Raw genomic sequence first — 20,822 nt, 5'->3', positions numbered from 1 at the left:
GACCCCGCTGCTACTTTGCTGCGGTAGTCACTACGGCCGGTGAGGAATCTAAAAGCTTACTAAGCCCAACATCCCCGACCGGCCCGCCGCATACACGCGGCTGCGCTCGACGCACAACAACACTGCTTTGCAGCAAGTGAGGTGGTTGGTGAAATGCGGAGGGGACGTAATAAGTCCATGGCTTTTGTTTTTATATGGTCAGGACTTGGCACCGTTTCGGGGCGGATGCCCCGTTGGTTGCCGGCGTTTCGTCGAGCCTGTCTCTCCACGCCTCTGTATAAAAACAACCCTTTGGTTGGAAGGAATTGTGGGACAAATGTAAAGGAGCTTTTTTTAGAATTGCTCATTACAGGCCCGAATTTTATTCAAATCCTAGAATAATCTAGTCGTTAAACCAGTATTCAAATACCCGCTAAACATGAATAAAAAGGGCATTTCAAACGATATTGTTTGCCTGGGATTAAGGACATTAAAGTCTTCCCTAAACCCGGAATTTTGCAATTATTTTTTTATTGTGTTTAAGCACTGCCACCCAGTGTTTCTCACGATTTCCCTTTGCTTTGGTATTAGCCAAGCACCTGGCCGCTCAACTTTAGCTCCTGGCGGGCATCGTAGTAGCACTGCAGAATGGAGTCCATCGGGGCGGTGCCGGCAGCTACGGCCTGCACGCGAGCTCGGTACTCGGGGGCCAGCAAGCGCAGCAGCGGCTGCGCTACCCCGGTGAAATGCTGAAAGGCATCCAGCAGCTGCGCGTTTCATTCAGCATGGTAATTCAGCAAATCGTCGGGCAATACCTGGGTGCGGGCACAGCCCGGCTCGGGCACGCAGTAGAACGGCTCGCTGGGATTGAGGTACCCGTAGTCGTCGGTCAATTCCTCACCAAGAAAACTGTCGCGCACGGCCAACTCGCAGTCGTAGGCGGTGCTCATGCAGCTCGAGCGAAAGCTGTAATTGACAAAACGGGCATGGTCGCCGCAGAGCGCATAGTTCCCGTGGTGGTCGCGGTAACAATACTTATCCAGAAATACTCTTTGGAGTGGGTCCATCCTTTCAAAGCATGGCGGCGAAATAATTTGGTCCAAAGAGTCGAATATCCAAGCGATAGTGCCCTTGGGAATAAGCTTGGTGGCGACCACGCCTAAGCCGATTTCGGGGCTGATGAAGCGCAATTCGGTGTCAGGATGAATCATGTGAATTTGGCCGATAAAGGAGGTGGCAATGTTAGAAAAAACGGGCACCAAACAAAGCAGAACAGCGCACTAGCGGCCTACTGCCCTACTTTTGCCAGCACACCCCACCCCACCCCCATGGCTACCTCCCCGAACTCGCCTGCACTTCGCTCTTGGATTGACATTCCGCCCGGCAACGACTTTCCTATCCAAAACCTCCCCTTTGGGGTGTTCGAAACCGACGAGCGGGGGCCGCACCTGGCAGTGGCCATCGGCGGCTATGTGCTCGACCTTTATGCTGCCAGCCAGTACGGCTTTTTTGAGGACCTGACCGAGTTGGGGGAAGCCCAGCCCAAGGTGTTTCGCCGGCGTTCCCTCAACGCCTTCTTGCGGCTGGGTCGCCCCGCGTGGCGCGCTGTGCGCCAGCGTGTGAGTGAGCTGCTGCGCCACGATGCCCCCGAGCTGCGCGACAACGAAGAAGCCATGCGCAGCTGCCTATTGCGCCAAACCGAAGTGCGCATGCTCCGGCCCGTGAAGCCCAACAACTACACCGACTTTTACAGCAGCATCGAACACGCCACCAACGTGGGCACCATGTTCCGCGACCCCGCCAATGCCCTGCTGCCCAACTGGCGCCACCTGCCCATTGGCTACCACGGCCGCACCAGCAGCATAGTGGTATCAGGCACCCCCATCCGTCGCCCCAACGGCCAGCGCAAGGCTCCCGACGAAACGACCCCCACATTTGGCCCTAGCCGCCAGCTCGACTTTGAGCTGGAAATGGCCTTCGTGGTGGGCACCGGCACCGCCCTGGGCAGCACAGTGCCAATTGACGCAGCTGAAGACCACATTTTTGGCCTCTGCCTGTTCAACGACTGGAGTGCCCGCGACCTGCAAAGCTGGGAATACGTGCCCCTGGGCCCGTTCCTGGGCAAGAACTTTGGCAGCAGTCTGGCCCCGTGGGTGGTCACGCTCGATGCCCTGGAGCCCTTCCGCATGGCGGGCCCTGTGCAGGAGCCCACGCCCCTGCCCTACCTAAACCACGGCGGTGAGCACAACTTCGACATCAACCTCGAAGTAGGCCTTGCGCCGGCGGGCGGCCCCGAAACCACCATCAGCCGTTCCAATTTCAGCCTAATGTACTGGAGCATGGCCCAGCAGCTCACCCACCACGCTTCCAACGGCTGTAACCTCGAAGCTGGCGACCTCTACGCGTCCGGCACCATCAGCGGCACGACGCCCGACTCGCTGGGCTCGATGCTGGAGCTGGCGTGGCGTGGCACCCGTCCCGTGCCCCTGGCCGACGGCTCAGAGCGCAAATTTCTGCTTGATGGCGACACCGTAACCATGCGCGGCTACGCTGAGAAAGATGGCGTGCGCATTGGGTTTGGGGAAGTGCGCGGCGCCATTCTTCCGGCTGAATAGGGCAAGGGTGCGCCAAGCAGAACGAGGTTTCGCAAGGGTTGATTAATTGTCAACCCTTGCGAAACCTCGTTCTGCTTGGCGCACCTCTGCTTTTAATGAATTCGGTCGTCCCGCACGGGCAGGTTCGTCACAATTTCGCCCTCTATTTTCAGCAACTCCTGCAGTCGCTCGTCAACCAGTTTTGGGTCACAATATTCCTTGGCTAAATCAACGTAGCTCACGAAATGCGCTGCTTCCGAGACCATTAATTCGTAATAGAATTTACTCAGTTCCTGGTCGGCGATATTTTGCCATAGCAGTTTAAAACGCTCGCAGCTGCGTGCCTCAATTAAGGCCGAAACCAACAGTTGGTCCATGAGCTGGCGCTCGCGGGCGCCGCCTTTGCGCACGTGGGCCAGCAGTTGCACCACGTACTCGTCTTTACGGGGCCGGCCCAACTCAAAACCGCGTTTGCGCAGCTCCAGGAGCACTCTTTCGAAGTGGCTCCATTCCTCGGCCACCAGGTCTGTCAGCTCATCAACCAGCCGGGTTTTCTCCGGATAATGGATAATCATGCTGATGCCCGTGCTCGCGGCCTTCTGCTCGCACCATGCGTGGTCAACTAAGATATCTTCAATATTTTTTCCAGCAATATCTACCCAGCGCGGGTCAGTATTCAGCTTTAATTTCAGAATGGTTTTCTCTTTCATTTTCGTGTTTCTAATTAAAGAAGTCCCATCTCAACCCTAATTGAAAACGGCGCGGATAGCCAGTATAATAAGGCGTAGTGAAATAGCCGTCGCCCATAATTCCCTGATTGACATAAGCCACCTTTAGAAATACAGTTACGGCTTTGATGTCAGCCGAGAAAAACACGTCTACTACCGGGTAATTGCGAATAGTGAAAGTGTTTTGTTGGTAAAACTGCTGGGTGCTAGGGCTGTAATTAAACGCCCGGTATCTGGACTGATAATACATTTCGGCGCCGACTTGGCTAAACAGCGCTTTGCGGAATATATAGCTCTCATAATACACACGGGTGTTAGTTACGAGCGCGGGTATGCGAATACCATCGACGTCGCCGCCGCGGGTGTAAGTGGCTTCGTTATCGAAGTTTACCCGCCCGAAGCGCACCTGGTGCCGGGCTCTGCCGATAAGGAGGTTGCGGGCAGTTTCCGTTTCCTGAACTGGCTTGGCATCGGTGCCATAATACACCAGATTGCTAATATTCACCCCACTGACACTGGCTTCGAAACGTTGCTGCGTGAGGCGCCCCAGGCTGGGCAATTTTAGGCGCAAGCGGCCGGTAAGCTGCGTGGTATTGGTATTATCAAAGTCATTGTCGCTGCCGGGGAGGTGGTTCCACTGGTAGTGGTTGCCCACAAACTGCTGCTGGGTGAGCGTGGGTGAATAGGAACTGCGCAAAAGCTCGCCTGAAAGCGGCCCCGTGCGGACTGATGCCCGCAGCCAGTATTCCGGAAAGTTGGGGTAGGGATTGCCAAAGGAATAAGCCAGCACTTCGCCGGCCGTTTCCACGGCATATATGGTGCGGTAGTTAAACGCGGCAGTGCCCCCAAAAAAAACCTGGTTGAAACTGCGTGGGCTGGCAGCCTGCGTCAGGTTGATTATTGGATTTCCAACCACGGTTGAGGAATCGGCCCGCTTGGTGTTGAGGCCCGCGATGCGGTCGCGGGCGTACAGGCGGTATTCCACGGCATTGGTGCGGCCCAGTACCCCCACTGTGTTTTCGACCTGCCGAAACTCGGCCCGGTCGATGGTGGCGTTCACGTTGTATGGCGGTGTGTTAGGGTAAAACAACAGCGCGCCGTTTTCCTGCCGCCGCAGCTCCGAGTCGGAGTAGTTGTTGTACTGACGCTTGGCGTCGAAGGTGTGATAAACGGTAAGCCCACGCCCCAGCAGCCGGTAGGTTTGGGTGAAGTATACTTGGTCGCGGTCCTCGTTGTTCACGGCATTATTGAGGTACACCCGCTCGCGGCCGTAGTTGAACAAGTCCTCGGGGCTGGTCTGGCCGGGGGCTGTGTCAGTAGGCGGCACCGGCCAGATTCCGCCCTGCTCGATACCGCGGTGGCGCACGTTGGTAAAGTTGAACAACAGATGGTACCGCTCGTCCTCGGTCTGAAACCGGCTAAAGAATAGCAGATTGGAATGCTCGACCAAGCCATCGCGGGAAGAGCGAGCCGCCAGAATCTTGTTCGACGCAATCCGCTCGTAGGACACGCCTACGCTGAAGTTTTTGCGCAGGCTGCGGCTGTAGCTGAACTCAAAGACCTGCTCGCCAGCACCCGACTGCAGCACTCGAAAAAACGAGTACGGCGACCTCGTGTCGTAGTAAGGCACAGTAGTGGCATCGCGAGCGTACTTATCGAAGACATTGCGCCCATACCGGGCTCCGAGCTGCAGATTGGGCCGGTAGAGCAAGGGGCGCGAAGCTGTGCCCACGGCGCCTAAGTCTTGCTGAAACGTGGTGTCGTGAAACCAAAACCGGTTCTGTGGCCAGCGCGTGAGCGTGGTATCGAGGGGCGTGCCCGAAGTAGAATCACGCAGTATTTCGGCCTCGTAGATGATGCGCGTGGTTTTCGGGCCGTACACAACCTTGGTGGAATCGTCGAGCACCTGGGCAGCAGCACGAGGGCCTGCCAACCACCCAACCAGCACCAACAGTCCGGCTAGCGCCTGGAGCCGCGGCCAGGTCATCAAAAATCCTCGTTGCAGAGCCTTCAAACGGGTAGTGTATAAGCCGCGGCACACAAAAAGCACGGCTGAGTCAAAGTAAAAATCAAGTTCCCAGTGCTGGCCTGCTGGGCAGAAGGTGCTGCAAAACCGCACCGCCATTGCCCAAAAATGCCACCAGCACCGGAATGGTATAGAAAGGCAAGCCCGCCCGCACGTCCCGTAGTTCGGGAGCCATCAAACGGGTTGCGTCCTTTTCGGTGGTAAAAATAGGCCAGCCCGGCTGCCAATGCGCTCGCAAGGCTACCAAGTCGGCGGGCCGGAAGCTATGGTGGTCGGGAAATACAGCATGGTGCTGAATGGCGTAGCCCTGGCTTTCAAGGTACTCATGCAGCGGACCAGGCTGCGCAATGCCAGTAAGCAGAAGCGCTGGCAGACCCGCGCCCCTCTCATAGTTGCCCGCCGCTAATTGGGCAGGCACAGCAACTGGCTCGGCCGTCAGTGGCTGCGGCTGCCCATACCCATAGGCGGAAAAAAGTACGGGCGCCGCTGGGCGGCTGTAGCGCCGGACACGCTGTGCTACTTCGGCCTGGGCTGCGTCCGACAAATCGGACGGGCATTTGGTCACAATGACTACATCGGCCCGGCGCGCACCGTGCCGGCTTTCGCGCAAGCGGCCCGCAGGCAGTACGTGGTCGGAGTAGAAGGGTCGGGCCAGCTCCGTGAGCAGCACGTTGAGTGTGGGGCGTACGGCGCGGTGCTGGTATGCATCATCAAGCACGATGACGGTAATTTCTGGGTGGGCCTGCTGCAGTAGCTGCACTCCTAGCCGACGCGCCTCGGCCACTGCTACCGGCACAAGCTGCGTAGCAAATTGCTGGAAGTAGTACCACGGCTCATCGCCCACGGTGGCCGCCGAATCGGTGGGTCCGGCCAGCCGCGGGCCGTGGGTGCTTCGGCCGTAGCCTCTGCTCAATATGGCCGGCCGCTGGCCCTGGCGCAACAACTCTACTACCAGCCACGCTACATGCGGAGTTTTGCCAGTGCCGCCTACTCGCAGGTTGCCCACATTGAGCAGCGGCACACCGAAAGCATCTGACCGCTTCCACCCGACGTCATAAAGCCGGTTGCGAACAGCAAGCACTGCCGCATAAAGCCAAGAAAAAGGCAACAGTAAAAAAGCCAGAACGGACTGCATACGGGGCAAAGAGCCAAGGCAAGGGCGCGTAAAAGTACGGCTTAAGCTGGGCAGGCTACGCAGCAGCAAAAGCTGCCCGGCGCTGGAGGACACCGGCCGCTTCTCGTAGGCACTAAAAAAGGGCAACCCGGCTGGGGCTGCCCTTTTCGTGACTAGCACGGCTAAGCCTAGTTGAACAGTGCCGCGGGGTTGGTGGCGAAGTTCTTGCCGATGGCCTTCACCGTAGCCGCGTCCAGCGGTTCGTCGAAGGCTTCGGCGCCGGCCGTAGCCGAGCCACCCGAGGGCGTTAGCCCCTGCACGTTTACTCCGGGCGCTGCGCCTTGTGTGGCATTGTTTTCGGCCGGGAAAGCCACTGCTGGCGTGGCGCCGGTGGCGGGGTTGCCAGCAAGGTATGGGCCTACCGAAGCCGGGGCATTGGGCACGCCGTTGTTGGGCAGCGGCGGGGTGGTCGTCGTTTCATTGGGCATAATCCAGCTTTTGGGAGCCCCCACGTTTTGTACGCCGCCCCGCAAAAACGAACGGATGCGCGAAGAGTGTCGGGCCTCCACCGAGTGAATGTTGAGGGCCACTTCCAGCAGGTCTTTGGTGGTGCTCGTGTTCAAGTTGGGGGCGCCGCCTTTGTAGGCCCGCACGCCGGTGTCGACAAAGTTTTTGGCTGCCAGCAGAAACTCGCCCGTGTTGGTGAAAGTGTTGCCCAGTGAGGGGAAAAGTGCCGCCCGCCGGCCGCCCTGTGAGCCGGTGTAGTCGAAGCCGGCGCGGGTGGGGTCGGGAATGGCTGCTGTTCCGAGCGCCCCAGTCAAGGTTCTGATGTGCAAGTTCTCGTCGTTGAGAATAATCTCAAATGCCCGGGTTTGCTCGGCGTTAAGGATATTGGACGCTAGCACCGTTTGGTAGAAATACTTTTCGAGGTACTCCAACTGCAGGGCCAGGTTCAGGGTATCGCGCACTGGCGCGGGCAAGGTGGTGGTTTGGCCGTAGGCCTTGGTAAACAAAGTACTCACAGCCAAGGGTAGGGCACTGGCGGTCACTTTCTTGCCGAAGCCCAAAAAATTGCGAAAAGCCGCGCGGCGCGAATCGAACCGGTCATATACTTCGGGGTCGACTTTAGCGATGTCGTCGATAATTTGAAAAAAATCCATGATATAGCGGAAGTTGAAGTTGGGAGAAAAACGGCGGCAGCTCTACACGAAGCTGTTGGCGCTGAGCTTGGAGCTAGCGGCCAGGAAATTATTGGCGGTTTCGAGCACGGCCTGCGGGCGCTTCGAGCGCTCGGTGCCCTTCGCATTGGTCCCACTGATTTCCACCACGTCGTCGGCCACAAACGTGTTGGGCGCGATTAACTCCCGAATGAGGGCGGCGTGCCGGGCTTCTACCGAAACGATTTTGCCGGCCAGCACTAGGTTGTCGTTGCTGCTGATGAAGCGTCCGGCTCCGTTATAGGCAGCCACTCCCAAGTCTTCAAATGCTTTGGCAGCGTCAAGCACGCCCATGCGGGTAGCCCCCGTAGCAGCGGCGCGCACGTTAAAATCGATGCCGCTGAAGTCTGCCTCCAGCGTCTTGATGGCTGCAGACCCCAATGCCGCCTTGAAAAAATCGCGGTGGATGACTTCGTGGTCGCGCAGGTCGGTCATAATGGCTTTTTCAGCCGCCGAAGCCGAGGCGAAGTACGAGCCCGCGCCGCCGGCCACCACCTGCGTGTAGAAGGCCGCCTCCAACTGCTCTAGCGCGTAAGCGTAGTTCAGGATGCCGGTGTCGCCCGAGCCTACGTCGAGGCGGTTGGCATTGGGGTCAATTTGCGGGTCATCGTCGTCGCACCCGGCCAGCAGGAGGCCGCCCAAGGCGAGGCTGGTACCCGTGTAGCGCAAAAACGAGCGTCGCGCTACCGGGCTAGTCAGCAGGCGTGCGGTTGCGTCCGCATCGGCCAGCGGAGCAGTTGGTTGGTTTTTCATAAAATATGGAAAGGGGGGTTGAAAAGGCAGATAACTTCCTCCCCTACGCTGGCTTTTAGCTCACCGCTTTAATGTCCGACGACAAATAGGTATTAACCCGCACGCATTTAAGTACTAACCCTTAATCACTAATTATGAGGCATATACACCAAACTCAACCGTAAAAACTTTAACTCTTTTGGCCTGTTTTGGCGTGTTCGGCCAGCAGGATTTTCTCATCGGAGACAAGTCGGAAATTGGTAGCGTCAGGCTCTTCGAAACACTGGCTGAATACTGAGCAACCACGCCTGTTAGCAGGCAGTATTTTGTTTAAATTTCGACGTGTGCATTCTTCGCCCGCCATCGGGCACGGACGCGGTCTTCAACCCACGGCTGAGCTACCTCAATATGGGCCCGTGTGCGGTGGCTTTTGTTGTGCTGCCACTGGTTGTGGTTTCGCGGCCACCTCGGCCACTCCCTCTCCATCATAAGTTTATGCCTGACCTCGCCCAACAGCTATTTCGCTTTCTCACCACCTTCCCCCTACCAGCAAACCTGCCCGAAGGAGTGGAGACGCTAAGCCCATTCCGCGAGCCGCCAGTGCAGGAGCTTTTCGAGCAGTTTGGCAAAAAATTTTACGCCGATAACGCCCCTCGCGTAGCCCTCCTAGGCATCAACCCCGGCCGGCTGGGCATGGGCCGAACCGGCGTAGCCTTCACCGACCCCGCCGCACTAACTGAGTTTTGCGGCATCAACCACAGCCTTCCCCGACAGCGTCCCGAGTTGTCGACTCAGTTCGTTTACCGCGTGGTAGCAGCGCTGGGCGGCCCGGAAGTCTTCTACCGTCACTTCTATTTGAGTTCGATATATCCGCTGGTTTTGCTGAGGCAGGGGCTGAACTATAATTATTATGACTCCCCAGTCCTCACCAAAACTCTTTGGCCTGACATGCAGCTTTCCCTAAAGCTACAGGTAGCGGAGCTGGGCCTGCGCACCGATGTAGCTGTGAGCTTGGGCCAACGCAATGGCACTTACCTAAAACGGCTGAACGACGAGTTGGGCCTGTTCGACCGCATCATCGTACTCGACCACCCGCGCTATCTCATGCAGTATCGGCGCGCCCATTTAGAGGCAAATGTGGCCAAGTACGTCGCCGAGCTCGGCCGCTTGGTCAACGCTGAAGATTGAGTATTAAAACGCAAGAACTAGAGGGCAAGCTTTAAATGACGGTTATTTGCAGTGTCCTTCACCGCCAACCGTTCCCTGCATCCATGCCCACCGTTCAAGATTTGGCCCGCCTGCTGGAAGCCGCCGCCCCCCTCGCCTACCAGGAAAGCTACGACAACGCCGGCCTGCAATGCGGCGACCCCCAGGCCGAAATAAGGGGCGTGTTAATTGCGCTCGACTGTACGCCCAACGTAGTGGCCGAAGCGCTGGCCCGGGGCTGCAACGTGGTAGTGTGCCATCATCCGGTCATTTTTCGGCCCATCAAGCGGCTCACCGGCGCCAATGAGGTCGAGCAAACCATCATCGCGGCGCTTAAAAACGACGTGGCTATCTACGCCGCTCACACCAATCTCGACAACGTGCGCGGTGGCGTGAACGACAAATTAGCCGAGAAGCTCGGCCTTACCAAAACCCGCGTGCTTGCCCCTCAAAGTGGCACCCTGGCCCGGCTTATCACCTACGTGCCCCATCGCCCCGAAGACCAGCAAGCCGACGTAGCCAGCCGCGTGCTGGCCGCCCTATATGCAGCGGGAGCCGGCCAGGTTGGGCAGTATTCGGAGTGCAGTTTCCGGGCCGAAGGCACTGGGACTTTCACGCCTGGCACCGGCACCATTCCGGCCATCGGCACCCAAAATCAGCCCGAAACCGTGCCCGAGCTGCGGGTGGAAGTGTTGCTGCCCTTGCACCGGCAAGCAGCTGTGTTGCGTGCCCTGCGCATCGCGCATCCTTATGAAGAAGTCGCTTACGAGTTAGTTAAACTGGAAAACACGCACCAGGATGTTGGGGCTGGACTGGTGGGCGAACTGCCCGCTCCCATGTCGCCAGCCGCGTTCCGGGCCATGCTAAAACAGCAGCTGCTGGTGCCCGTGGTAAAGCACACGCCATTTGAGAAGGACATCAAAACCGTGGCCATCTGCGGCGGTGCGGGCGCCTTCCTCATTGGCGCCACGCGGGCGGCCGGGGCCGATGCCTACGTGACCGGCGACGTGAAGTACCACGAGTTTTTTGGGGCCGAAGGGCGGCTTATGCTCTGCGACGTGGGCCATTTTGAGAGCGAGCAGTTCACCTACGAGGTGTTCAGGGATTTGCTAACGGCCGGATTTGGACGTACTTTTGCGGTCTTAATCGCTGAAACCCCTACGAACCCCGTTCAATATGACTGCTAATAGTGCCGCCGTGGCTCACGCCGACGTTCCCGTAGCCGCCAAGCTCGAAGCCCTGCTCACCTTGCAGCACCTCGACTCGCAGCTCGATGAAATCCGGCGCGTTCGTGGCGATTTGCCCGAAGAAGTGCAGGACTTGGAAGATGAAATTGCTGGCTATGAAGTGCGCGTCAAGAAGTTTGACGAAGAAATTCAGGGCCTGAACGACTTCATCAAGAGCCGCAAGCAAGCCAGCAAAGACGCTGAGTCGCTCATCAAAAAGTACGACGAGCAGCAGCAGAACGTCCGCAACAACCGCGAGTTCGAAGCCATTGCCAAGGAAATTGAATTGCAGCGTCTGGAAATCCAGATTGCCGACAAGAAAATCAAAGAGGCTCAGTACCAGATTGACGTGAAAAACGCCGAAATCAGCGGTACGAAGTCGAAGCTGGAAGAGCGTCGCAAAGACCTCGACAACAAGAAAAGCGAGCTTGAAACCATCGTTTCTGAAAACGAGGAAGAAGAGCGCGGCATCATGACCCAGCGCGAGGAAGCCACCAAACCGGTGGAAGAACGCCTGCTCACGGCCTACACCCGCATCCGCGGCAACGTGCGCAACGGCCTAGCCGTGGTGCTGGTGCGGCGTGACGCCTGCGGCGGCTGCTTCAACACGGTGCCCCCGCAGCGCCAGGCCGACATTATCTCCCACAAGAAAATCATCGTGTGCGAGCACTGCGGCCGTATTTTGGCCGACGTGGAAGCCCGCGCCGTTTAAGCAAGGCCTTTGGCTAGTCCAAACACCAAGCTTACCGATTGAAATCATGAAAAAGGAACGGCCCGGTGTCGTTCCTTTTTTTGTTGAATAGCTAATGGCAATTGTGGCTGAAACAACATCGCGTGTGCATCCTTTCAAACGGACGCTGGCCCTTAGGCGCTGGCGCCGAGCAATGGCGTGTGCAGGTGGTTTTCTGGCTTTCGCGTCCTTTGCCCCTCCTGCACCGCCCCAAGCTGTCAGCCAACCAGAACAAGTAGCGAACACTGAGGCCAGTGCCGGTCAGCTCACCGCCGCCAGCCGCCGGGCTTACGCCGAAGTGATGAAGCTGCGCCTGGGCCCAGCGCGGGAGCTGCTGCGCACGGAGCTGGCTGCCACTCCTACGGCCCCCTCGCCCCTGTTGGTGGCCAACTGTGCAGATTTTGCCGAGCTCATCATTACACAGGATGCCGGCCGATACACAGCCCTAACCAATGCCCAGGAAGCTCGCCTATCGGCTTTGGGCCGGGCCCCGGCCAGTGCCATGCGCGACTATGCCCGGGCCGAAATCACCCTGCACCTAGGCCTGAGCCAGCTGTTGTTCCGGCATCTGGTGGCCGGTGGGTTTCACTTGCGCAGCGGTTTTCATCAGATGCAGGCAGTGGTGAAGCGGTACCCTTCGTTTGCGCCGGCTCGCAAAACCTTAGGGATATGTCAGTTTGCAGTGGGCTCATTGCCGGAAGGCTACCGCTGGCTTCTGACCCTGCTGGGGTTGAGCGCTGATGTAGGCGTGGGACTGAAAAATCTCACGCTGGCCGCTTCTCAGCCCAACGACTTTCAAACCGAAAGCCAGATTTACCTCACCTTGATTCGGGAGAGCTACTACAAAAAGCCCGAAGAGGCCTTGCGCTTGGTTGAGCGTCTGCACACGCAACACCTCGACAACCTGCTGTATTCTTACCTGCTCATGAGCGTGCAAAAGCGACAGCGGCACGGCGAGGCGGCCTTGGCGGCCTACCGCAGCCGCCCCACCGGGCCTGAATACCTGCCGGTGGCCTACCTACACCACATGGCGGCCGACTTGCTGCTTTACAAAGGCGACTACGCCAATTCAGAGCGCGAGAACCTGATTTTCCTGCGTGAAAACAAAGGCCAGCACTACCGCAAGGACACTGCTTTTAAGCTGTACCTGGCGGCGTGGCTGAGCGGACAGCCTGCTGCCACGCTGGCCCGGTACCGCGAGCAAATTAATCAGCCCGGCCCCACCGATGTAGAGGAAGACAACTACGCCCAACACTACTACCACCAGGCCCAGGCCCTTCACCCCATCCTGACCCGCGCCCGCCTGCAGATTGATGGAGGCTACCACCGGGCGGCGCTGGCCACTCTTCGCAATTTCCAGGCAACGTCGGCCACGCTCCTGCGCGACCGGATTGAAGAGCCTTACCGCCGGGCCCGCGCCTACCAGGGCCTAGGGGTGCTCGACTCTGCCAAGCTCGCCTACGAGCGCACGCTGGCCGTGTCGGGCGATGCCGCGCCCTATTATTTTGCGCCGCAGGCTGCCTTGCAGCTAGGCTACATGGCCCAGGAATCCAAAAACCCCGCGCTGGCCCGCTCCTATTTTCAGAAAGCGTTGCGCTACCCTTGGCACGAGTATAAAAACAGCACCGATGCCAAAGCCAACCTCGCCCTGCGGGAACTGAAGTAGCCATTTTGCGCTGTTGGCTGTTTCACGGCGTGCCCGCCGTTTCATTTATTTCCAGTGTCTGCTTCACCCTCTGCTTCCGCCTGCCTCCGATTTCCACTAACCGAATTGCCTGCGGACTTTCGCGTACGGGCCTTAAACTGGGCTGCCGGATTCCCCTATTGCGCGTATTATGAGCCCAACGACCTGGCTTATCCTCAAGGGCCATTCAACCGCATTTTAGCTGTAGCGCCAACCACGGCAGCAACCATAGGCAGCCTTGCTGACCTAAGCCAGTTGTACAGCCAAACGGCAGCAGCGGAGCTGCACTGCGGTTTCATCAGCTATGAGGTTAAGAACGACATTGAGGCGCTAACCAGCGAGAATTTTGATGGCTTTGACTGGCCGAAGCTACACTTTTTCAAGCCGGACACCTGGCTGTGCTGGCGCGCTGATGTAGTAGAGGTGCACGGGCAAACGCTGGGGGTAATAGAGCAGATTCTAACCCAAGAGCTGCCTCGTGTTAATGCGCCGGTGGTGCCCACCCTGCGTCCCCGGCTGGCCAAAGCCGACTACTTGCGGGCAGTAGAAGCCATTCGGGAAGACATTCTGAACGGGGAAGTATACGAGCTCAATTTATGCCAGGAATTTTATGCTGAAAACGTTGCCCTTGCCCCGGCTGATGTTTTCTGGCGCCTGGTGGAGGCCTCGCCTGCTCCTTTCGCAGGCTTTGTTCGCTGGCACGACCACTACCTACTTTGTGCTTCGCCCGAGCGTTTTTTATTGCGCCACGGCTCCCAAATCGTTTCCCAACCCATCAAAGGCACCATCCGCCGCGGCGCTACACCAGCCGAAGACGAGCAGCAGCGCCAAACCCTGCTGCACGACGAGAAGGAGCGCGCCGAAAACCTAATGATTGTGGATTTGGTGCGCAACGACCTCGCCCGCGTGGCCCAAACAGGCACCGTGCGCGTGCCCGAGCTTTTTGGTCTCTATCCCTTCCGTCACCTCTGGCAAATGATTTCGACCGTAGCTGCCGACCTTCGGTCCGACGCCCTCTTGGAAGACATTCTCCGCGCAACCTTTCCAATGGGCTCGATGACTGGCGCCCCAAAAATTCGCGCCATGCAACTCATCGAGCAGTACGAAAGCAGTCGGCGCGGACTCTACAGCGGCAGCATGGGCTACGTATGGCCTAACGGCGAGTTCGAGTTCAACGTCGTCATTCGCAGCCTCCAATATCGCCGCGACACCGGCTACCTCAGCTTCCAGGTGGGTTCCGCCATCACCTTCGACTCTGACCCTGAGCGGGAATACGAAGAATGCTTGCTTAAAGCAAAAGCCCTGTTGGAAGTGTTAGGCGCCAGCATTGCGGAGCGCTGAACGAAAAACTCCCCTCCTTGATACGGAGGGGAATTAGCTTCGCCAACCCCCAAAGACGTTCTGCCATTCTGTCATTTTAGCTTAGCCTGCCGTATCTTTGTGTTCCGCCGAAATGCGCTTATATTATGTCCCAAGCCCTGTTAACCCTTGATTTTTTAGATAAAGAGACGCCTACACCTGAGGCTACGCCCAGCGGTGAGGTGCGCGTAAGTGCGGCCACCCGCACTGGGCGTCAGCGCAAGCTCTACATCGAGAGCTACGGCTGCCAGATGAATTTTTCGGATTCGGAAATCGTGTCGAGTATTCTGTTTAATGAGGGTTTTGATACCACTGATGACCTAGCCAGCGCCGACCTGGTGCTGCTTAACACCTGCTCCATCCGCGAGAAGGCCGAGCAGACGGTGCGCATGCGTCTTTCCCAAATCAACTCGCACAAGAAGCGAAACCCCGGCCTGCTGGTGGGCGTGCTCGGCTGCATGGCCGAGCGCCTGAAAAGCAAGTTTCTGGAAGAAGAGAAAATCGTGGACCTCGTGGTAGGGCCCGATGCTTACCGCGACCTCCCCCAGCTCATCAGCCAGGTAGATGGCGGCCAAAAGGGCGTGAACGTGCTGCTCAGCCGGGAAGAAACCTACGCCGACATCACACCGGTGCGTTTAAATTCCAACGGCGTGTCGGCCTTCATCAGCATCATGCGCGGCTGCGACAACATGTGCTCGTTCTGCGTGGTGCCCTTCACCCGCGGCCGCGAGCGGAGCCGCGACGCCCACAGCATCCTGCGCGAAGCTGCCGACCTGGTGGCGGCCGGCTACAAAGAAGTAACCCTGCTGGGCCAGAACGTGGACAGCTACAAGTGGGCTTCGGCTGACGGCACCGAGCACGTCAACTTCGCCCAATTGCTCGAAAAAGTGGCCCTCGTGAGCCCCGAGCTGCGCGTGCGCTTTTCCACCTCGCACCCCAAGGATATTACCGACGAAGTGCTCCACACCATGGCGCGCTACGACAACATCTGCAAGTTCATTCACCTGCCGGCCCAGAGCGGCAACTCGCGCGTGCTGGCCCTCATGAACCGCACCTACGACCGGCCTTGGTACGAGGAGCGGGTGCAGGCCATCCGCCGCATTCTGGGCGACGACTGCGCCATTAGCTCCGACATGATTTCGGGCTTCTGCACCGAGACCGAGCAGGAACATCAGGATACCCTCAGCCTGATGGAGTTTGTGAAGTACGACATGGCCTACATGTTCTTCTACTCGGAGCGCCCCGGCACCCTGGCTGCGCGGAAATTGATTGATGATATTCCACTGGAAGTGAAAAAGCGCCGCCTGCAGGAAATTATCGACTTGCAGCAGATTCACAGTGCCCAGCGCAACCAGCGCGGCGTGGGCCGTGTACACCAAGTGTTAGTCGAGAACTTTTCGAAGCGCTCGAAAGAGCATTTGAGCGGGCGCAACAGCCAGAACCAAGTAGTCATCTTCCCAAAGCAAAACTTCAAGAAGGGTGACTATGTAAATGTATTGGTGCACAGCAGCACCGCTAGCACAATGCTGGGCGAAGCTGTTTAATGCCCAACGAAGGCCTAACCTAAGCCACTTGCTTTTTTCGCCTTTTCCACGAACTGCTACCAACCTTGACTACGCAAGAAATTCAATCCATCAAGCTCCGGTTCGGCATCATCGGCAACGCGCCGGCGCTGAACTATGCCATTCAGGTGGCCGCGCAAGTTGCGCCGACTGATATGACGGTGCTCATTACCGGCGAAAGCGGGTCGGGCAAGGAGTCGTTTTCGAAGATTATCCACGCCTTGTCGCCGCGCAAGCACGGGCAGTTCATTGCCATCAACTGCGGGGCCATTCCGGAGGGCACCATTGATTCGGAGCTGTTTGGCCACGAGAAGGGTTCTTTTACCGGTGCCAACGAGGCCCGTAAGGGCTACTTCGAGGTAACCAACGGTGGCACCATTTTCCTGGACGAAATCGGCGAGATGCCGCTCGGCACCCAAGCCCGCCTTCTACGCGTACTTGAGAACGGCGAGTTCATCCGGGTGGGCAGCAGCAAGGTGCAGAAAACCGACGTGCGTGTGGTGGCCGCCACCAACGTGAACCTGCTCGACCGCGTGCAAGCCGGCACCTTCCGGGAAGACCTCTACTACCGCCTCAACACGGTGCCCATCACGGTGCCGCCCCTGCGCGACCGTGGCGAAGACATCTACCTCCTGTTCCGCAAGTTTGCTTCAGATTCGGCCGAGCGTTATCGTTCCCGTCCCATTACCCTGCTGCCCGACGCAGTGCAGGCGCTTACGCGCTTCCGCTTTCCAGGCAATATCCGCCAGCTAAAAAACATTGCCGAGCAGATATCCGTGCTCGAAACCGAGCGCGAGCTCGACGCTCGACGCCTCGCCCCCTACCTGCCGCAAGACCAGGTGAGCCGTCTGCCCATGCTGCTGGGCCAGGGAGCCCCCGACAGCGCCACGGCTGGCTACTCCGAACGCGACCTGCTTTACAAAATCCTGTTCGACATGCGCCGCGACATGACGGACCTCAAGAAAATGGTGCTGGAACTGGCTACCGGGCAGCGGCCGCACGAAGCCCAGGAGCTGCTGCGTCAGAACAGCCACCTCTTCAACAATACCGCGCCATCTGGCACGTTCGAAGGCGGTCAGGGTTCTGAATACTTTCTGCCCGCCGCGCCCAACCCTTACAAAAACGAGCCCGCGTCGGAGTACGACGACGAAGAGGCGCCGGTAGAAGATATCTCGCACGAAACCGAAGAAGAAACGCTTTCGCTGGATGTGAAGGAACGGGAAATGATTCTGAAGGCGTTGAAAAAGCACAACAACAAGCGCAAGTACGCCGCGCACGACTTGGGCATTTCGGAACGCACGCTGTACCGCAAACTAAAGCAATATGACTTGGAGCAAGTATAAAGCAGGGCTGCAATCCATAAGCTACAGGCTACAGGCCAAACGGTCTATAATCGCAGCTTGCAGCTTGTGGCTTGTAGCCTGCAGCCTAATGAGTGGCTGTGGCATCTACTCGTTCAATGGCACCAATATTGACCCGTCTATCCGCACCATTTCCATCGGCACCATTCAGAACAACTCGCCGCAGGGTCCGGCGTTTCTCACACAACGCTTTACGGAGGATTTGAAGGACTATTTCCAGCAGAATACCAATCTGAAGCTTGTGCCGCGCGACGGTGACCTGCAGTTTGAAGGCAACATCGTAGCCTATGATTTTGCGCCCGCCTCGATTCAACAAGTGAATGGCGTGGACCAGGCAGGCGCCAACCGCCTGACCATTCAGGTCAGCATCCGGTTCACCAATACCAAGGACGACAAGCAGAGCTTCGAGCAGCTCTTCCAGAATTTCGATGACTTCCCGGGCAGCCGCAACATCGCTACGATAAACAGCGACCCCAATGCGGTGCGCCCCACCACCACCAAAATCATCACCGACATTTTTAACAAGTCGGTGGCTAACTGGTAACGGCCGAATCAGTTGCGGCTTGGTTGAGCGAGTATCGACAGGCCAAACGCTGATTTTTCAAGTAACCGCGGCCGTTGCTGCGGGCACATTTGCGTAAATTAGCGTAATGTTGCGCCCCGTTAATCTGTTCGCAGCGCAGGTTTTAGGAAATCAATTCTAAAGCTGCTCCTCTTAAAAGACGCCCCATCACCCGTGACTCGCGCCACGCTTCTGCATGTTTTGGACCACACCTCGGCCATTGGCCCGGCCGAAGTGCGCGAGCTGGAACAATTGGCCCAAGCCTTTCCGTATTGCCAAACGGCACACCTGCTGCTAGCCAAAGCCGCCCACGACCAAGGCACCATGCTGGCAGGCCAGCGCCTGCGCCGGGCCGCCACCTACGCCGCCGACCGGACCCTGCTACGCCGCCTCATCGAGCACGCTGAGCCCACCAAAGCCTCAGAAGAGCCTTCCTTTGAGCAAGTTCCTGTTGAAGTAACGCCAGCAGCCCTGACAGCGCCTTCTTCCCTCTTGCTTGTCGATACTGAGATGGAAGCGCCTGTTGCTGAGACTACACCCGTCCTCCAGCAAGCTCCTCAGGAAACTGCCCCTGTGCACCCCGAGCCTGAGGCCGAGAGCACTATTCCGCTTCCCAGCGCCGAGGCCATCCCAACAACGCCGCTGCCCATAGTGGAGCCAGCACCGGTTCAGGAACAAGCTCCGGTAAGCCCGCCTGCGCTTGATGAAACTGCTCCTCCTACTCCGCTAGCAGAAGAGCCGCCGGTTGAAGAATTGCCGACACAGGAGTCATCTGTAGAGGAGCCGCCGGCAGAAGGACCCCAAGCGGAATCAGCACCAAGCCCTCCGGAAACTGATGTGGCCCTGCTGCTAGAGGTAGAAGGGGCTGATATTCCTGCAATTGAAGGCGGCTCCGATATTTTCCCGGAAGCCCAGGAGGCGATTGAAACAGAGGAAGACTTGCTGCCCGCACAGGCGCCAGCCGTGCGCCCACCTGTGGAAGTAGGAGAAGCTCGGTTTGAGTTTGGATTGGCCGAGGCTCCTCCGCCCGCCCGTCCTACGTATGAGCTACCCGGCCTGGTTGATGAATGGGCTGCCTCTGCTGTTACCCGCAGCCTGGGCAGCGTGGAGCCGCTGCCGGAAATTCCGGCCTTATATGGCACAGCATCCGCTGCGGCCCCTGTTTTTACGCCGGCTGCCTTCACCGGCGACGAGGCCATTGGCTATGCTTTCGGAGAAAGCAGCCGCCTGGGCTTTTCCATGCAATTGCTCGACTTACTAACCGACAAAGCTGCAGATGCCACTGTCATACAAGCAGCTGTAGGCCAGCCACCAGCAGCACCTTTACCCCCTGCAGGTGCCTTTTTTGAGCCCGACCCGCTGCTACTCAGCCACTGGGCCACGCATTGCCCTCCGCCCCCTGCCCTGCCTTCGTCGCTCGACCTTATCAACAACTTCCTGCGCCGCCAGCCCCGCCTCACGCGGCCGGCTATGCTGCCACCCCCCTCGGGCGTGCAAGCCGACCTCAGCATGCGGAGCAGCCGCCCCGAGTCCGATTTGGCCTCCGAAAGCCTGGCGCGTATCCTCGTCCGGCAAGGCAAAACTGCCCGAGCCATTGAGATTTATGAGAAGCTGATGGTGAAACAGCCGGAAAAAATGGCGTACTTTGCGGCCCAAATACAATCTTTGCAACCCCCGGCATAATTCGCCTTTCAGTTTCTTTAGTTCCTCATGTACACTGCTATCATCGTTCTAATTCTTCTCGTGTGCTTTTTGCTGGCCCTGGTGGTGCTGGCCCAAAACCCCAAGGGTGGCGGACTCTCCAGCCAGTTCAGTGCCGGTGGTGCCGCCAGCATGATGGGCGTAAAGCGGACCGGTGATTTGCTTGAGAAACTGACCTGGGGCTTTGCCATTGGCTTAGTCGTACTGTCGCTCGGCACGCACATGCTGACCACGAACAATGCTGGCCCGACCCGCAGCGTGAACCAGCAGCGCGCCCTGGAAACGCGTTTGCCTGCACCGGCCCCTGCTCCGGGCACGTCGGCCCCTTCCCCCGGCGCAGCAACCCCCGGTGGTATTAGTGCCCCTGCTGGCAGTGCTCCTGCTCCCGGTGGTGCTCCCGCTACCAATCCGGACCAGCCCAATTCTAGCACGGCCCCTGCCGGCAACAAAGAATAAACGCAACGCACATCTTGCGTAAGTACCGCTAAAGCCGGTGGCTCCTCAAAGAGCCACCGGCTTTTTTCGTTGTTTCGCCGTTGTCTGGGGGCCTGACCTTGCAGGGTTACTGCCACTGCTTCGCTGGCGCTTTAACCACTGCCATCGGCCAACTCTGCCACGTTTGAGTTCCTAAAGCTGCCCATTTTGTCAGGTTTACGGGGCTGGCACGGGAAGTGACACTGGGGCGTACACCCTGATTTTTCATTCAATTCAATCCAAACACACACAGAATGGCACTTAGCATGAAACCGCTGGCCGACCGCGTTATTGTTCGCGCCGCCGCCGCCGAGGAGAAAACCAAGTCCGGCATCATCATTCCTGACACTGCCAAGGAGAAGCCGCAGCGCGGTGAGGTAGTGGCCGTGGGCGAAGGCAAAACCGCTGACAGCGGCTCCCTCATCAAGCCCCAGGTGCAGGTGGGCGACCAGGTGCTTTATGGCAAGTATGCCGGCACTGAAATCACCGTCGATGGCGAGGACCTTCTCATCATGCGCGAGTCGGACATTTTCGCCGTGTTGTAAGCCATAGGCTTCGCAGCGAAAA

General features: G+C 58.1%; 19 protein-coding genes and 1 riboswitch. Of the genes, 12 read left to right on the top strand and 7 right to left on the bottom strand.

The features are described 5' to 3' along the window. Positions 1 to 187 precede the first annotated feature (187 nt). Positions 188 to 284, bottom strand: a riboswitch (SAM riboswitch). 282 nt (positions 285 to 566) lie between these two features. Together ACP7AJ_RS04900 and ACP7AJ_RS04895 are read right to left on the bottom strand one after the other, a co-directional pair. Then, positions 567 to 695, bottom strand: a complete 129-nt coding sequence (locus tag ACP7AJ_RS04900; RefSeq protein ID WP_426059078.1) for a hypothetical protein — start codon at positions 693 to 695, stop codon at positions 567 to 569. 60 nt (positions 696 to 755) lie between these two features. Further along, positions 756 to 1,238: an SET domain-containing protein gene (locus ACP7AJ_RS04895; protein ID WP_426059077.1), complete on the bottom strand. Its 483-nt coding sequence runs from the start codon at positions 1,236 to 1,238 to the stop codon at positions 756 to 758. Positions 1,239 to 1,307: 69 nt separating this feature from the next. Here ACP7AJ_RS04895 and fahA point away from each other — a divergent pair, with 69 nt between their 5' ends. Next, entirely contained in the window at positions 1,308 to 2,594 is a 1,287-nt protein-coding gene (gene fahA / locus ACP7AJ_RS04890) for a fumarylacetoacetase (RefSeq protein WP_426059076.1), read from the top strand. 92 nt (positions 2,595 to 2,686) lie between these two features. Here the strand turns inward: fahA and ACP7AJ_RS04885 are convergent, their stop codons facing one another. From ACP7AJ_RS04885 to ACP7AJ_RS04865, 5 genes are all read right to left on the bottom strand, one after another. Then, on the bottom strand, positions 2,687 to 3,283 hold the full coding sequence (locus ACP7AJ_RS04885; protein ID WP_426059075.1) for a tRNA-(ms[2]io[6]A)-hydroxylase: 597 nt from the start codon (positions 3,281 to 3,283) through the stop codon (positions 2,687 to 2,689). Positions 3,284 to 3,293: 10 nt separating this feature from the next. Continuing rightward, entirely contained in the window at positions 3,294 to 5,288 is a 1,995-nt protein-coding gene (locus ACP7AJ_RS04880) for a putative porin (protein WP_426059074.1), read from the bottom strand. Between the two features lie 82 nt (positions 5,289 to 5,370). Then, positions 5,371 to 6,462, bottom strand: a complete 1,092-nt coding sequence (lpxK, locus tag ACP7AJ_RS04875; protein WP_426059073.1) for a tetraacyldisaccharide 4'-kinase — start codon at positions 6,460 to 6,462, stop codon at positions 5,371 to 5,373. Between the two features lie 167 nt (positions 6,463 to 6,629). Beyond that, a complete protein-coding gene (locus ACP7AJ_RS04870) occupies positions 6,630 to 7,601 on the bottom strand; it encodes a ferritin-like domain-containing protein (protein ID WP_426059072.1) in 972 nt (323 codons plus the stop codon). 42 nt (positions 7,602 to 7,643) lie between these two features. Beyond that, positions 7,644 to 8,411, bottom strand: a complete 768-nt coding sequence (locus ACP7AJ_RS04865; protein ID WP_426059071.1) for a ferritin-like domain-containing protein — start codon at positions 8,409 to 8,411, stop codon at positions 7,644 to 7,646. Positions 8,412 to 8,885: 474 nt separating this feature from the next. Between ACP7AJ_RS04865 and ACP7AJ_RS04860 the strand changes: the two genes are divergently transcribed. The 11 genes from ACP7AJ_RS04860 to groES all read left to right on the top strand — a co-directional run bounded on the left by ACP7AJ_RS04860 (position 8,886) and on the right by groES (position 20,800). Further along, a complete protein-coding gene (locus ACP7AJ_RS04860; RefSeq protein WP_426059070.1) occupies positions 8,886 to 9,578 on the top strand; it encodes a uracil-DNA glycosylase family protein in 693 nt (230 codons plus the stop codon). Positions 9,579 to 9,661: 83 nt separating this feature from the next. Next, positions 9,662 to 10,783, top strand: coding sequence for a Nif3-like dinuclear metal center hexameric protein (locus ACP7AJ_RS04855; RefSeq protein WP_426059069.1), 1,122 nt, complete (start codon positions 9,662 to 9,664; stop codon positions 10,781 to 10,783). After that, positions 10,773 to 11,534 (top strand): zinc ribbon domain-containing protein, encoded by a 762-nt coding sequence (locus tag ACP7AJ_RS04850; protein ID WP_426059068.1) that lies wholly within the window; start codon positions 10,773 to 10,775, stop codon positions 11,532 to 11,534. The genes ACP7AJ_RS04855 and ACP7AJ_RS04850 overlap by 11 nt, the downstream gene beginning before the upstream one ends. A gap of 124 nt (positions 11,535 to 11,658) precedes the next feature. Further along, the gene (locus ACP7AJ_RS04845) at positions 11,659 to 13,218 is read left to right on the top strand and encodes a tetratricopeptide repeat protein (protein WP_426059067.1); all 1,560 of its coding nucleotides are present in this window, start codon (positions 11,659 to 11,661) and stop codon (positions 13,216 to 13,218) included. Between the two features lie 105 nt (positions 13,219 to 13,323). Next, positions 13,324 to 14,577 (top strand): aminodeoxychorismate synthase component I, encoded by a 1,254-nt coding sequence (gene pabB, locus ACP7AJ_RS04840; RefSeq protein WP_426059066.1) that lies wholly within the window; start codon positions 13,324 to 13,326, stop codon positions 14,575 to 14,577. Positions 14,578 to 14,702: 125 nt separating this feature from the next. Continuing rightward, entirely contained in the window at positions 14,703 to 16,139 is a 1,437-nt protein-coding gene (miaB, locus tag ACP7AJ_RS04835; RefSeq protein WP_426059065.1) for a tRNA (N6-isopentenyl adenosine(37)-C2)-methylthiotransferase MiaB, read from the top strand. Positions 16,140 to 16,204: 65 nt separating this feature from the next. Next, positions 16,205 to 17,500, top strand: coding sequence for a sigma-54 interaction domain-containing protein (locus tag ACP7AJ_RS04830; RefSeq protein WP_426059064.1), 1,296 nt, complete (start codon positions 16,205 to 16,207; stop codon positions 17,498 to 17,500). 88 nt (positions 17,501 to 17,588) lie between these two features. Next, positions 17,589 to 18,062 (top strand): LptE family protein, encoded by a 474-nt coding sequence (locus tag ACP7AJ_RS04825; protein WP_426059063.1) that lies wholly within the window; start codon positions 17,589 to 17,591, stop codon positions 18,060 to 18,062. Positions 18,063 to 18,281: 219 nt separating this feature from the next. After that, a complete protein-coding gene (locus ACP7AJ_RS04820; protein WP_426059062.1) occupies positions 18,282 to 19,763 on the top strand; it encodes a hypothetical protein in 1,482 nt (493 codons plus the stop codon). Positions 19,764 to 19,790: 27 nt separating this feature from the next. Then, positions 19,791 to 20,237 carry a preprotein translocase subunit SecG gene (gene secG / locus ACP7AJ_RS04815; protein WP_426059061.1) on the top strand — a complete coding sequence of 149 codons (447 nt, stop codon included), beginning with the start codon at positions 19,791 to 19,793 and terminating at the stop codon, positions 20,235 to 20,237. A gap of 272 nt (positions 20,238 to 20,509) precedes the next feature. Continuing rightward, positions 20,510 to 20,800, top strand: a complete 291-nt coding sequence (gene groES, locus ACP7AJ_RS04810; protein WP_035563022.1) for a co-chaperone GroES — start codon at positions 20,510 to 20,512, stop codon at positions 20,798 to 20,800. Positions 20,801 to 20,822 lie beyond the last annotated feature (22 nt).

Source organism: Hymenobacter sp. B1770, from assembly GCF_049896385.1.
In the GTDB taxonomy this organism is placed as follows: domain Bacteria; phylum Bacteroidota; class Bacteroidia; order Cytophagales; family Hymenobacteraceae; genus Hymenobacter.
This window is presented reverse-complemented; position numbering and strand designations above follow the sequence as displayed.

Bases quoted from the DNA above. Each gene is read 5' to 3' on its own strand.
- fahA (WP_426059076.1), top strand. From the start codon at position 1,308: ATGGCTACCTCCCCGAACTCGCCTGCACTTCGCTCTTGGATTGACATT.
- ACP7AJ_RS04885 (WP_426059075.1), bottom strand. From the start codon at position 3,283: ATGAAAGAGAAAACCATTCTGAAATTAAAGCTGAATACTGACCCGCGC.
- ACP7AJ_RS04880 (WP_426059074.1), bottom strand. From the start codon at position 5,288: ATGACCTGGCCGCGGCTCCAGGCGCTAGCCGGACTGTTGGTGCTGGTT.
- lpxK (WP_426059073.1), bottom strand. From the start codon at position 6,462: ATGCAGTCCGTTCTGGCTTTTTTACTGTTGCCTTTTTCTTGGCTTTAT.
- ACP7AJ_RS04870 (WP_426059072.1), bottom strand. From the start codon at position 7,601: ATGGATTTTTTTCAAATTATCGACGACATCGCTAAAGTCGACCCCGAA.
- ACP7AJ_RS04865 (WP_426059071.1), bottom strand. From the start codon at position 8,411: ATGAAAAACCAACCAACTGCTCCGCTGGCCGATGCGGACGCAACCGCA.
- ACP7AJ_RS04860 (WP_426059070.1), top strand. From the start codon at position 8,886: ATGCCTGACCTCGCCCAACAGCTATTTCGCTTTCTCACCACCTTCCCC.
- ACP7AJ_RS04855 (WP_426059069.1), top strand. From the start codon at position 9,662: ATGCCCACCGTTCAAGATTTGGCCCGCCTGCTGGAAGCCGCCGCCCCC.
- ACP7AJ_RS04850 (WP_426059068.1), top strand. From the start codon at position 10,773: ATGACTGCTAATAGTGCCGCCGTGGCTCACGCCGACGTTCCCGTAGCC.
- miaB (WP_426059065.1), top strand. From the start codon at position 14,703: ATGTCCCAAGCCCTGTTAACCCTTGATTTTTTAGATAAAGAGACGCCT.
- ACP7AJ_RS04825 (WP_426059063.1), top strand. From the start codon at position 17,589: ATGAGTGGCTGTGGCATCTACTCGTTCAATGGCACCAATATTGACCCG.
- secG (WP_426059061.1), top strand. From the start codon at position 19,791: ATGTACACTGCTATCATCGTTCTAATTCTTCTCGTGTGCTTTTTGCTG.
- groES (WP_035563022.1), top strand. From the start codon at position 20,510: ATGGCACTTAGCATGAAACCGCTGGCCGACCGCGTTATTGTTCGCGCC.